We start from the raw sequence: 12,952 nt of genomic DNA, 5'->3' as shown, positions 1-12,952 counted from the left end.
TTCAGCGGACTTCGGAGAACATCGGACCGCGCGACAGCGTGGTCTTGACTTCCGTCTGCTGATCCTGGGACAGCGGGCCGTCAGGACGGTTCGGGATGTCTTTGAGATGCTCCTTGCCTTCGCCCTGTTCCGTTTCACCGGATGCGGCGGCAGCGGCCTTGCGCTCGCCTGGCGTAACCGGCTGATGCATGGGGATCGGGTCTCGTGGGGCAAGCGGCTCCTCGCCACGTTCGACCACGATGTTGGAGAAGAATTCGTTGAGCTTCTTGGTTTCTTCGTTATCCGGGTCGCTTGCCGCGGTGCCGGAGAAGATGCCGCGCAGCATCCAGCGTGGCCCGTCCACGCCGACGATGCGGGTGAGCACCGTCTTGCCGCCGGACACCTCGACCGGCAGAAGGATCTCGGTGCCGAACACGCCATCCACGGCCTTGGCCTTCGGATTGGCGGCGAGGAAGTCCTCACGCCAGTCCTCCCACAGTCCCATGGTCTTGGGCGCGGCATAGGCCTCCACCTCAAGGCTGGAGTTGTAGTAGGTGGTGGTGGATCCGAGCACGGCACGGGTGGCGCGGGACGCCTTGATGCGCAGCTCGATATGCTGCAGGAACGGCAGATAGTATGCGCCCAGATCAAGATATTCGTCGTAGTCGGGAACGTTCTCGTCGTTCACGTCCCACGGCCCGCGCTCGTCGCCGCGGCCTTCGTAGTCGCTGGCGGCTTCGGGCAGCGCTGCGGCGGCGGTATGCTGGGCAAGCTCGCTGTCGGCTTTGGCCGCCGCGTTCGCCGCCTTGGCGGCTTTGACGTCTTCGTCCTCCACCTTGGCCTCGGCCTTATCGGCCTTGTTCTTCTTCTTGCCGAATCCGAATAGTCCCATGGGGTTCCTCATTTCGATGCGTGTGTAACCGTTGATAAGACTAGCACCTGACGCTGCGAACGTGCCGTGCGGCCTCATTCGTGGCGCCAGGTGCCGTTCTCACTGATGCGATGCGCCATGTTTGCAGTGGCGCTAGGCCAGTTCAGAACTCGTAGGTGATGGTCAACGGCGCATGGTCGGACCATCGGGTGTCGTAGCTGGGTGCCTTGTCGATGTCGAACGAAACGGCGGTTTCGGCCAATGCCGGAGTGGCGAACTGATAGTCGAGCCTCCAGCCGACGTTGTTGTCGAAGGCTCGGCCACGCTGGCTCCACCAGGTGTACGGGCCTTGGATGTCGCCGGCGAGACGGCGCGTCACATCCACGAAGCCGTACTCCCCCAGCCAACGGTCCACGTAGGCACGCTCCTCGGGCAGGAAGCCGGCATGCTTCTCGTTGGCTTTGGCGTTCTTGATGTCGGCCGACGTGTGTGCGATGTTGAAATCGCCGCACAGTAGGGCCTGTCGTCCGCCATCGGCGGCTTCGTCGCGCAGCTCGCCCATCCGGTTCAGCATGGTGTCGAGGAAGCGGTATTTCTGCTCCATCTTCACCGGGTCATCGGTATTGCCCGCATGCACGTACACGCACACCACGGTGAGCAGGTTGCCCGCCGGAGTGGTGATGTCGTTTTCAATCCAACGCCCGGAATCCACATCCTGTGTCAATCCCGGCAGGCCGTAACGTCTGGCGGTCACGTCCAGATCGGCGAGCAGTGCGACGCCGGCGCGTCCCTTCACCCGGCATACCTCGTTGGTGCGGTCCAGACGATCCTGACTGTCGATGGCTCCCGCTGTGGTGTATTCGAAGGCGAATTCGTCGAAGATGGGGTCGATTTCGGATTGTGGTGCACGCACTTCCTGCATGCACCACACATTCGGCGTATGCTGTGCTGCCCAGGTTTCGATGCCTTTGCGCTTGGCCGCGCGGATACCGTTGACATTCGAGGTGGTGATAGTGATGCTCATAGCGACCAGCGTAACCGCAATACGGGAGAACATACGAAACGGAAGGCCGCTTCCCCTGGGAAACGGCCTTCCGTTGCAGAATCGTTCGCTATCCGCAGACCCGCGATCAGTCCAGACCGAGCTGGAGCTTGCCGCCGGGGATGGCGTCGAGCAGATCACGCGTGTACTGCTGCTTCGGGTGGTCGAACACCTCGTCGGTGGTGGCATGCTCGACCAGCTTGCCCTTCTGCATCACAACCACTTCGTCGGCGATCTGACGGACCACGGCCAGATCGTGGGTGATGAACAGGTAGCTCAGCCCCTTTTCAGCCTGCAGGTCGTTGAGCAGACGCAGCACCTGGTCCTGCACCAGCACGTCCAAAGCGGACACAGCCTCGTCGCAGACGATCACGTCGGGGTCGAGCGCCATGGCACGTGCGATGGCGATGCGCTGACGTTGGCCGCCGGATAGCTCGTTCGGGTAACGCCCCATCACGGATTCCGGCAGTTCCACCATGTCGAGCAGTTCGCGCACGCGCTTGACACGGCTCTTCTTGTCGCCGATGCCGTGGATGCGCAGCGGTTCCTCGATGGAACGATAGATCGAATACATGGGGTCGAGCGAACCGTAGGGGTTCTGGAACACCGGCTGCACGTGGCGACGGAAGTCAAGCAGTTCCTTGCCCTTGAACCCGGAGATGTCCTTGCCTTCATAGGTGACCGTGCCGGACGTCGGTTCGAGCAGTTTGAGCACCATATTGGCCACGGTGGATTTGCCGGAGCCGGATTCGCCCACGATGGCCAGCGTGCTGCCGCGTTTGACGGAGAAGGACACATCGTCGACGGCCTTGAACATCTCCTTCTTGCGCGGAAGCTTGAATTCCTTGGTCAGATGGTCGACGGTGATGATCGTCTCGCTCGTTTCGAGCTTCTGCTCGCCCACCACGTGATGCTCAAGCAGTGCGTCGGCGTTCTCGCCGTGCTCCTTGGCGGAGATGATGCGCTGGGATGCCAGCGAGGGGGCGGCTGCGACCAGACGCTTGGTGTACGGGTGCTGCGGATGCTGCAGTACTTCCAGCGACGGACCGGATTCGACGACCTGGCCCTTGTACATGACCACGATATGCTGGGCGCGCTCGGCGGCCAATCCCAGATCGTGGGTGATGAACAGCACGGCGGTGCCGAGCGAATCGGTGAGCATGTGCAGGTGGTCGAGAATCTTCTTCTGCACGGTCACGTCGAGTGCGGAGGTCGGTTCGTCGGCGATAAGCAGCTCCGGTCGGCAGGCCAGACCGATGGCGATCAGCGCACGCTGGCGCATGCCGCCGGAGAACTCGTGCGGGTACTGACGGGCACGAGTCGCGGCATCGGGCAGACCGGCTTCGGACAGCAGACCGGCGATACGGTCGTCCATGGTCGACCCGGTGACATGCTTCTTGGCGATATCCCATGCGGTGTCGTTCTTCACACCGGCCTTGATCAGATCGTCGGCCACACGCCAACGCGTTTCGGAACCGGGGACCCACTCCTCCTTGAAATACGCGAGGGAGCGTTCCGCGGCCTCGCCGGTGATGCCTGCCTCGGCGATCGCGGCCTTGGCCGCATCGAGCAGCGCCGGCAGTTCGGCGGACGAGATGAAGGTCTCGTCGTCGTTGTTCTTGACATCGACCTCGTCACCGGCAAGGGCCTTGGCCAACTTGGAACGCTTCTCGTGGGAGATGTCCATGTTGTTGGCGGCCAGTGCCTCCTTCACCTGGGTGCCGATGCGCCACACCGGGTTGAGGTTGCTCATCGGGTCCTGCGGCACAAGACCCATCTTGGAGCCGCGCAGCTTATCGAAATCCTTCTGCTTCAGACCGACGAGTTCCTGCCCGTCGAGCTTGATGGAGCCGCCGACCACATGGCCGGTGCCGGGCAGCAGTCCGAGCACACTCATGGCCGAAGTGGATTTGCCGGAACCGGATTCGCCTACGATGGCGACCCACTGCCCCGGGTAGACGGAGAAGGAGACGTCGCGTACCGCATGGACGGCACGGTTCCTGTCGGTGGTGAAGTCGATGGCAAGATCCTTCACCTCAAGCAGAGGACCCTGCTCCTTCTGCATGGCAACGAGCTTGGATTCGTTGTTTTCCATTGTTTCTCCTCCTTGCTCAGAGCGTACGGCTCTTCGGGTCAAGGGCATCCTTCACCGCATCGCCCATCATGATGAACGACAGCACGGTGATGGCCAATGCCGCGGACGGGTAGAACAGCACCATCGGGTTCGTCATCAGGCTGGTCTGCGCCTGGGAGATGTCGCCGCCCCAGCTGACGGTGGTGCTCGGCAGACCGACGCCAAGGAAGCTCAGCGTGGCTTCGAGCACGATGTAGGTGGCCAGCGAGGTGGTGCCGATCACGATGATCGGAGCCAGCGAATTCGGCAGAATATGGCGGAACAGATTGCGCATCGGCGATGAGCCCAAAGCGGTGGATGCGGTGTTGAACTCAAGGTTCTTCGCTTCCATCACGGCACCACGAGCGATGCGTGCGGTGGATGTCCAGCCGAACAACGCCATAACGAGCACGATCTTCCAGATCGAGCTGTTGGTCTTGAACATTTGCAGCACGACGATCGCGCCAAGCAGAATCGGCAGTGCCAGGAAGATGTCGGTCAAACGGCTCAGCACGGAGTCGATCCAGCCGCCGAAGAAGCCGGCGATGGCGCCGATGATCGTGCCCAGAAGCACCACAAGGATGGTGGCGCACAGGCCGACGCTCAGCGAGGTGCGGGTGCCATAGACGACACGGGTGTACACGTCGCAGCCCTGGAAGTCGAAGCCCATGGGGTGACCGGCGGAAGCCGGGGCCAGGGAGTTCTCCAACGTGCAGTAGTTCGGGTTCTGCTTGGTGAACAGGGCGGGGAACAGCGCCACGATCACGATGAAGACGATGAGCAGGCCGGAGATGATGAACATCGGGTTCCTGCGCAGCGTGCGCCATGCATCGGCCCACATGCTGCTGGCCGGTGCGTTCTCGTCAACCTTGTCGACGTCCTGCAACGGGGTCTCGTCCAGAGGGGCGACGTAACGCTCCTGACCGGGAAGGGTGGTCATATCAGTCATATTTCCTTGGATCTCCTTTCCTGATCAGGCGTAGCGGATACGCGGATCGAGTGCCGCGTACAGCAGATCGACGATAAGATTGCAGACCACGAAGATCAGCATGAGCAGCGTCACGATGGACACCACGAGGTTGCCTTCGCCCTTGAGGATGCTCTGGTAGGTCAGCCAGCCGATGCCGTGGATGTTGAAGATGGTCTCGGAGATCATGGCGCCACCCATAAGAGCCGCAATGTCCTGGCCAAGGTAGGTGACCACCGGGATCAGGGAGTTGCGCAGCACGTGGCGCAGCATGACCTGCCTGTTGCTCATGCCCTTGGCACGTGCGGTGCGCACGTAGTCCTCGGCGATATTCGAGGAAATCTCGGAACGGGTGAGACGGATGATGTATGCCATCGATACCGATCCGAGCACCATGGCCGGCATCAGCAGGTCGATGAAGGTCGGGTCGTTGCCTGCGGTGACCGGCAGAATGCTCCATTTGACGCCAAGGAAGTACTGGCCAAGGAAGCCGGTGACGAAGGTCGGCACGGAGATGAGCAGCAGGGAGACGATCAGGATGACGGTGTCGTACCACTTGCCCTTCTTCAGGCCGGAGATGACGCCGAAGACGACGCCGAAGATCGCTTCGAACACGAAGGCCATGATCGCCAGCTTGATGGTGACGGGGAATGCGCGTCCGATCTCGTCGATGACGAGCTGCCCGGAGAAGGTCTTGCCGAAGTCAAGCGTCAGTGCGTTCTTCAGGAAGATGAAATACTGGACGATGAACGGCTTGTCCAGGTTGTATTCGGCTCGGATCTGAGCCGCAACAGCCGGATTGACGGGTTTGTCGCCGAACATCGCCTTTACGGGATCGCCGGGCAGGGCAAAGACGAGGGCATATACCAGTAACGTCGTGCCGAGAACCACGGGGATCACCTGCAGCACGCGGCGCAGAAGATACTTGCCCATAGAAACTCCTTGTTCCACGACCATTCGCACGCCGCCCGGCATCGTTCGACCATAAGGCGGCTATCTCATGCATGGTCATTAAATACTGTGACAGTCTACCCCATGCACTGACTTGGCCCCGAGACGTCCAGAAAGCGGTCAGCAAACGATCAGAAAATGACCAGAAAACACGGTCGACGAATAAAGAAAAAGGAGCGAGGGCTTTCAGGCCTTCGCTCCTTCATCCCGATCAGAGAAGAACGATCACTTCTTGGTCATCTTCTCGTAGGTCGGCAGGTTCTGCCAGTTCATGGCGAAACCGCTCTTCACGTTCTTGGAAGCGACACCGCGGGCGTTCTCATTGTAGAGCGGGAAGGCCGGCAGCTCCTTGAGCAGAAGCTCCTCGGACTGCTGGTACAGCTTGTTGGCAGCATCGGCGTCGGTGGTGGCGTAGGCCTTGTCGAGCATGGCGTCGAACTCGGGGTTCTTGTAATCGCCATCGTTGGAGCCGTTGCCGTCCGCAGCCTTCGAATCGAAGATCTGGAACAGGTAGTTCTCGGCGGACGGGTAATCCGGCTGCCAGCCGGTGCGGAAGGCGCCGGTCATCTTGCGGTTGGTGACGGCGTCACGGAACTCGTTGAAGGTCGGCATCGGGTTGGTGGCGGCCACTTCGGAGCCCAGCGTGTTGTTGATGGAGTTGACGACGGCCTTGTAGATCGGCTCATGGCCGCCATCGGCGTTGTAGGAGAAGGTGAGCTTGCCGGTGAACTTGGAGATGGCGTCGGCCTTCTTCCACAGTTCCTTGGCCTTGGCCTTGTTGTACTTGAGCACCTCGTTGCCCTTCAGGCTCTTGGAGTAGCCCGGGGTCATCGGGGAGGTGAAGTCAAGGGTCGGGGTGCCGGTGCCGGAAAGCACCTTGTCGGTGATGGCGGAACGGTCGATGGCCATGGAGATGGCCTGGCGACGCAGCTGGCCTTCCTCGGTGTTGGTCTGGAAGTGCTCGAGGCTGGCGGGGATGGTGAAGGTCTGGATCGTGGAGCCGGCCTTGTTGTAGGCCTGCACCTTGGAATCCTTCTCAAAGGTCTTGGTCTGGGCCGCCGGAATGGATTCCATCACGTCGAGGTTGCCAGCCTGAATATCGGAGTAGGCGGCGACGTCGGAGGTGTAGACCTTGAAGGTCACGCCATCGTTCTGGACCTTGCGGTTACCGGTGTAGCTCGCGTTCTTGAGCATGCCGATTTCCTTGTTGTGGTCCCAGTGATCGAACACGTACGGACCGGTGCAGCCGTCCTTCGGGTTCTGGCCGAAGTCCTTGGCCGCCTGAGCGGACTTGAAGAAGGAGTCCGGCAGCGGGGCGAACGCGGTGTAGCCCACCTTCAGCGGGAACACGGAGTCGGGCTGGCTCAGGGTGACGGTGAAGGTCTTGTCGTCGACGACCTTCAGGCCGGAAAGCTGCTCGGTGCCCTTGAGGCCGCTGGTCTTCTGCAGATCGTCGTAGCCGGCGATGGTGTTGAAGAAGGAGGAGCAGATCATGGCGTTCTTGGCGTTGGCGGCATAGCTCCATGCCTTGGTGAAGTTCTCCGCCTTCACGGTCTGGCCGTTGGCGAACTTCCAGTCCTTCAGCTTGATGGTGTACTGGGTTGCGTCGCCGTTCGGAGTGATGGAATCGGCGATCTCGTTGCTCGGGTTGCCCTTGGCATCGAAGGACACCAGACGGGCGAACAGCAGGTCGGCCGGCTTGCCGCCGCCGGTCTCGTTGATGTTGCTGGGGATCAGGTTCTTCTGAGGTTCGGAATTGTACGCAGTGATGATATTGCTGTCAGAGCTGGAGCTGCTGGAACCGCAGCCACTCAGCATCATCGCGGCGGCACACACCACAGCTGCGACAGTCAATGCCTTGTTCTTCATATATTTCTCCTATTTGATGGGCCGCTTTAACGGCACCCGTGAATATCAAAGGGGCGGATGCGGCATCACACGGACGCCTGGCATCAAGCCCCTTTGACATGTGCTCACCATTGTGGCCCACGTCGCAGACAGCCGTGCGCAAGCCCGCCATTCCCGTGCGAAGTCCACATACTTCGCACGGCAGCATCCGCAGGTTTGCGCCATAAGCGTAAAACCTGCGACTCTTACATGGCTTATGCGCGTTATGCGCGAGGAAACGCCTGACGATACCGCGCGGCAAGCTGTTCAATGGACACATGCGTATACCGCTGTGTCGTCTTCAGCGAGGAATGCCCCAGCATCTCCTGCACTTCACGCAGATCCGCTCCCCCATCCAGCAGATGCGTAGCAGCCGAGTGTCGTAAAGCGTGCGGGCCGACATCCGGCACACCGGCCCTCCGCGCCGCGTCATGCACCACGCGCCGTGCCATGCGCTGATCCAGTCTCCGTCCGCGCATGCCGAGAAACAGCGCCCGCATGGCGTCATCAGCGTCACCATCCGTACGCTGCATGCCCGAACACGATTCCAGCACGCTTGGCCGCCCATGCTTCAACCATGCTTCCACGGCATGCGCCGCCGGCAGGCCGAACGGCACCACCCGCTGCTTATTACCCTTGCCCGTCACCTTGACGGTACGGTTGGAGAAATCGACATCGGCTATATCAAGTCCCACCAGCTCGGCGACGCGAATGCCCGTGGCATAAAGCAACTCGAGTATCGCCGCATCACGCAACGCCTTCGGGTCGTCGGGACTTTGCGCCGCGGTCTCGTCCTCCCGGTCCATAAGCCGCTCGGCCTGATCCTCGGACAGCACCGTGGGCAGGGTGTCGGCGATCTTCGGCGTCTTCAGCGCGCTAGCCGGATTCGTGCGGATAATGCCATGCTCGTAGCCCCAGGAGAAGAAGCATCGCACCGCTACCACGCCTCGCGCCATGCTGCTGCGCGCGTGGGACGGGGAACGTTGGCCCATCCAACCGCGCAAATCGTCGATGGTGATTTCGTCGAGGGCTTCGATGCCCTGCGATTCCAGATACGTCAAGCAGTCGAGCACATCGGTACGGTAGGACTTCAACGTGTTCCCGCTCAACCCCCGGTTCGCCCCCAAATAGGTTTCGAATTCCCGGATATGCTTTTCGAACGTGCAATCGGCCATATCACGCCACACTACCCGAATACTTCCCCTTGTATAGACTTGACTTGACATAGGTAAGGCATTCGTCACCATGGGATGACCGAGAAAAGCGAGGGATCATGGCCAGACACGGCAGGCAACATATCGAACAGCATGAATCAGATGGCAACGCCGTAGTGGCGAGCGCGATCGATCTGGTCAAGACCTACGGTGCCGACGACGCCCAGGTCCGGGCGCTCGACCATCTCAGCGTCGATTTCGCCCGTGGTGAAATGACCGCGATCATGGGTCCGTCCGGTTCCGGCAAATCCACGCTGATGCATTGCATGGCCGGCCTCGACCAGCCGACTTCGGGCAAGGTCATGGTCGAAGGTCTTGAGGTCTCCTCGATGAACCAGCGTCAACTCACCCGGTTCCGCCGCGAGCAGATCGGGTTCATCTTCCAGTCGTTCAATCTGGTGCCGACGTTGTCGGCCGAGGAGAACATCCTGCTGCCGTTGCAGATCGCGAAGAAACCCATCGACCGCGCATGGTTCGACAAGGTGGTGAGTGTGGTCGGACTGCAGCAAAGACTTTCCCACCGTCCGAGCCAGCTTTCCGGCGGTCAACAGCAGCGTGTGGCCTGTGCCCGCGCGATCATGGCCCGGCCGAGCGTGATCTTCGCGGACGAGCCGACCGGCAATCTCGATTCGCGCACCAGCCGTGAGGTGTTGGGCTTTCTCAAGCATTCCGTACACGAATACGGGCAGACCATTGTGATGGTGACGCATGATCCGCGCGCCGCCTCGTATGCGGATCGCGTGCTGGTGCTTGCGGATGGCCGTATCACGCAGGATCTCAGGCATCCCACCTATCAGGAGATCCTGAAGGTGTTCGCCTCGGACGACGACATGAATACCGATGCCATGGATTACGGCGCCGAGGATTCCAAGAGCGCGGACGGCAGGGAGAATGCGCGGATCGCAGGAACGCAGGTCGAGACGCATGACGCCGATGCCCACGAGTCCAATATCGAACCGACCAGTAACGTCGATGTGCCGGCCCTGGTCTCCCCCAAGCTGTCCATTCCCAAGGCGGAGCCCTTCGACGCCCGCATCGGCGGAAACGGGGCCGCCGCATGATCCGCGTAGGTTTGCGCGACGCACGCGCCCATTTCTCACGATTCCTTCTGTCGATCATCGCCATCGCCCTTGGCGTCTCGTTCGTGGTCGGATCGTTCTGTTTCCGTGAAATGCTGAACAATCAGGTCGACGAGATGATGGCGACCAATGCCGACCATGATGTGTACGTGCGCGGCAGCGAGGAACAACATGATGACGAAACCATGTCGACGGATTCGGATTCCGACACCTCCACCGCAACGTACAACATGATCGACACCTCCCTGACGACCACCATCAGCAAGGTGAATGGCGTAAAGGATGCCACCGCCGACACGTCCGTCAGCGGCGTACTCACGCTGGTGGGCAAGGACGGCAATGCGGTTTCCAGCGGCATGTCCGGCATCACCGTCGCCATCAACGGCAAGGCATGGCGTTCGGCGCATCTCGAACACGGCGACTGGCCGAAGAACCGGCATGAGATCGCCCTCCACACGTTCGCGCTCGAACAGTCGGGGCTTGGCATCGGCGATACCACGACGCTCGTCTACCCCTCCGGCCCGGAGGACGTAAAGATCGTGGGATCGTTTTCCACCGATTCCTCGCAGGCCGGCGCCCTGCTCATCGCAGTGCCCGGCAATGTGGTCAAAGACCTCTACGAGCAGAACAGCGGCCAGAGCGGGCAGACGCAGAACATCGGCGTCTACGGCTCCGCCAACGGCGGCTCGCCGCTTACCGCCGCCCAGCAGCAGGAACTCGCCGATCGCATCAACAAGGCGCTCCCCCGCTCATCCAAGGCCCATGCGATCACCGGCGACCAGATGCGTGACGAAAGCTCCAAAAGCAGCAAGGAGATGCTGGGATTCATCCAGCCGTTGATTCTGATCTTCGCAGTGATCGCACTGTTCGTCGGATCGTTCATCATCGCCAACACCTTCTCGATGATCGTACGTGAATCCATGCGCGGATACGCGCTGCTCCGATCGATCGGCGCTTCCAGCGGGCAGGTGTTCCTTACGGTGATCATCCAGGCGCTGATTCTGGGTCTGGTCGGGTCGGTCGCCGGCATCGCGCTCGGCTGGGGCATGGTCAAAGGCATCGCGGCCCTGCTGGCGCAACTGGGCACACCGATGACGGGATCGGTTACACCGACCCCCAACGATATGCTTGTCGGACTTGTGGTCGGCATCGTGGTCGCGGTGATCGGCGCTGTGCTGCCGGCTCGCAGAGCCGCGTTGGCACCGCCGATCCAGGCGATGAACGAAACCGTCAACCCGGAGCCTTCCGTCGCCCCGCGTGCCATCGCCGGCGGCATCATCACGCTGATCGGCGCGCTCTCATGGATACTGTGCTGGCGTATCGGCGCGGCAGACGGCAAGGAGCCGACATCCGTTGCTGCGGTGAATGCGCTGGCCGATGCGCTCGGCACCGGCTGGATGCTCGGCATCGGCGCGGCATGCGTGGTCATCGGCGTGATCATGGTCGGCCCCGCGTTGGTGGAAACGGCGAGCGTGGTGCTCGGCTGGATTCCGTCGCTGCTGTTCCCTGTTGCCGGCCGTCTGGCGATGCGCAACCTGTCGCGCCAGAAGCGCCGCACGTCCAATACCGCCGCCGCGCTATTCGTGGGCGTGGCCATCGTCAGTTGCCTTGGCGTGGTCGCCTCGTCCGTGAACGCATCCGTGGCCGGCATTATCGACAGCGGTTTGAAAACCGACTACATCGTCTCGTCGACCAACGGGCAGATCCCCGATAAGGCCGTCAACGACATCAAAGGCATCAAGGATGTGAAATCCGTGTCGGTGAGCCGCATGATGATGAATGCCAAGTTCGATGGCGAAACGGCTTTGGCGTTCGCCGAACAGCCCACCGTGTTCTCCGACGTGATGGATCCCGTGGCCGCGCAGGGCAATGCCGACAAGGCGTTGCGCCGCGGCGAACTGGTCGTAGGCGAAAAGCTCGCTAAGGATCGGGATTGGAAGATCGGCGACAAGGTCACCGTCACCTGCAAACGCGTGGTGGTTGATCAGGAGGCCACGGCGAAGGCCCAGGCCGATTATCAGGCGCAGGTGCAGGCCAAGGTGCAATCGTTGCAGACCGAAGCGCAGACCCTGCTTGCCGCCGGCGACCAGGCCGGTGCCAAGGCCAAGGCCGATGAGGCCCAACAGGCGGTGGCCGACGCGCAGAATGTCGACCCGGCCACACTGGTCAAGACCAAGGATGAGCCGACCAAGGCCGTCAGGCGTATCGGCGCGATCATCTCCAATTCCGTGTATCGCACGGCGGTGTTCATGAACGACGAACAGGCGGAGAATCTGACGAACAAGGAGGCGCTGTTCACCATCATGGTGTTCGTCACCGCACGGCACGGCTCCGATGTAGCCGGACTGCGCGGCAAGATCCTCAAGCAGACGAAGCCCTACTATGTGCTGACGGTGCAGGATCACGACGAATACAAGTCCACGGTGAGCTCGCTGGTCGATCAGATGCTGATCGTGCTATACGCGCTGCTGGCATTGTCGATCATCATCGCGATCTTCGGCATCGTGAACACGTTGGCCCTAAGCGTTTCGGAACGCACACGTGAGATCGGCCTGTTGCGCGCCATCGGCACATCCAAGGCGAAGATCCGTGGCATGCTGGCCATAGAGGCGGCGCTGATCTCCGTCCTCGGCACCGTTATCGGCCTGGTGGTGGGAACCGCTGCCGGCGTGGTGATCCAACAGACCTATAAGGCAAGTGGTATGGAGCAGCTGGCGATTCCTTGGGGACAACTCGGCGTGTTCCTGCTACTGTCGATAGGTATAGGCGTTCTCGCCTCGCTGCCTCCTTCGCGCCGTGCGTTGAAGGCACCCGTGCTGGACGCCGTCGCTTCGGAGTAAGGAGGCTCC

8 protein-coding genes and 1 pseudogene are annotated in these 12,952 nt (G+C 61.2%); 2 read left to right on the top strand and 7 right to left on the bottom strand.

The window, feature by feature from the left end:
• Nucleotide 1: 1 nt before the first annotated feature.
• The 7 genes from BBAG_RS03050 to BBAG_RS03020 form a co-directional block, all read right to left on the bottom strand.
• Entirely contained in the window at nt 2-871 is an 870-nt protein-coding gene (locus BBAG_RS03050; RefSeq protein ID WP_033508218.1) for a DUF3710 domain-containing protein, read from the bottom strand.
• A gap of 142 nt (nt 872-1,013) precedes the next feature.
• Nucleotides 1,014-1,874 carry an exodeoxyribonuclease III gene (locus BBAG_RS03045; protein WP_033508354.1) on the bottom strand — a complete coding sequence of 287 codons (861 nt, stop codon included), beginning with the start codon at nt 1,872-1,874 and terminating at the stop codon, nt 1,014-1,016.
• Between the two features lie 106 nt (nt 1,875-1,980).
• Complete coding sequence (locus tag BBAG_RS03040) at nt 1,981-3,987, bottom strand: dipeptide ABC transporter ATP-binding protein (protein WP_003825954.1); 2,007 nt, start codon at nt 3,985-3,987, stop codon at nt 1,981-1,983.
• Between the two features lie 16 nt (nt 3,988-4,003).
• Complete coding sequence (locus BBAG_RS03035; protein ID WP_003825951.1) at nt 4,004-4,954, bottom strand: ABC transporter permease; 951 nt, start codon at nt 4,952-4,954, stop codon at nt 4,004-4,006.
• A 24-nt stretch (nt 4,955-4,978) separates the two neighbouring features.
• Entirely contained in the window at nt 4,979-5,905 is a 927-nt protein-coding gene (locus tag BBAG_RS03030) for an ABC transporter permease (protein WP_033508220.1), read from the bottom strand.
• Nucleotides 5,906-6,148: 243 nt separating this feature from the next.
• Nucleotides 6,149-7,792: a peptide ABC transporter substrate-binding protein gene (locus tag BBAG_RS03025; protein WP_003825948.1), complete on the bottom strand. Its 1,644-nt coding sequence runs from the start codon at nt 7,790-7,792 to the stop codon at nt 6,149-6,151.
• 242 nt (nt 7,793-8,034) lie between these two features.
• Nucleotides 8,035-8,985, bottom strand: coding sequence for a tyrosine recombinase XerC (locus BBAG_RS03020; protein WP_003825947.1), 951 nt, complete (start codon nt 8,983-8,985; stop codon nt 8,035-8,037).
• Between the two features lie 98 nt (nt 8,986-9,083).
• Between BBAG_RS03020 and BBAG_RS03015 the strand changes: the two are divergent.
• Together BBAG_RS03015 and BBAG_RS03010 are read left to right on the top strand one after the other, a co-directional pair.
• Nucleotides 9,084-9,875, top strand: a pseudogene (locus tag BBAG_RS03015) (ABC transporter ATP-binding protein); the annotation flags it as partial.
• 206 nt (nt 9,876-10,081) lie between these two features.
• Nucleotides 10,082-12,943, top strand: coding sequence for an ABC transporter permease (locus BBAG_RS03010; protein WP_003825945.1), 2,862 nt, complete (start codon nt 10,082-10,084; stop codon nt 12,941-12,943).
• The last annotated feature ends 9 nt before the right edge of the window (nt 12,944-12,952 follow it).

This window comes from Bifidobacterium angulatum DSM 20098 = JCM 7096 (genome assembly GCF_001025155.1).
GTDB lineage: Bacteria > Actinomycetota > Actinomycetes > Actinomycetales > Bifidobacteriaceae > Bifidobacterium > Bifidobacterium angulatum.
The sequence above is the reverse complement of the archived record's forward strand: the minus strand, read 5'-3'. Positions and strand labels throughout refer to the sequence as shown.

Bases quoted from the DNA above. Each gene is read 5' to 3' on its own strand.
- BBAG_RS03050 (WP_033508218.1), bottom strand. From the start codon at position 871: ATGGGACTATTCGGATTCGGCAAGAAGAAGAACAAGGCCGATAAGGCC.
- BBAG_RS03025 (WP_003825948.1), bottom strand. From the start codon at position 7,792: ATGAAGAACAAGGCATTGACTGTCGCAGCTGTGGTGTGTGCCGCCGCG.
- BBAG_RS03035 (WP_003825951.1), bottom strand. From the start codon at position 4,954: ATGACTGATATGACCACCCTTCCCGGTCAGGAGCGTTACGTCGCCCCT.
- BBAG_RS03045 (WP_033508354.1), bottom strand. From the start codon at position 1,874: ATGAGCATCACTATCACCACCTCGAATGTCAACGGTATCCGCGCGGCC.
- BBAG_RS03040 (WP_003825954.1), bottom strand. From the start codon at position 3,987: ATGGAAAACAACGAATCCAAGCTCGTTGCCATGCAGAAGGAGCAGGGT.
- BBAG_RS03020 (WP_003825947.1), bottom strand. From the start codon at position 8,985: ATGGCCGATTGCACGTTCGAAAAGCATATCCGGGAATTCGAAACCTAT.
- BBAG_RS03010 (WP_003825945.1), top strand. From the start codon at position 10,082: ATGATCCGCGTAGGTTTGCGCGACGCACGCGCCCATTTCTCACGATTC.
- BBAG_RS03030 (WP_033508220.1), bottom strand. From the start codon at position 5,905: ATGGGCAAGTATCTTCTGCGCCGCGTGCTGCAGGTGATCCCCGTGGTT.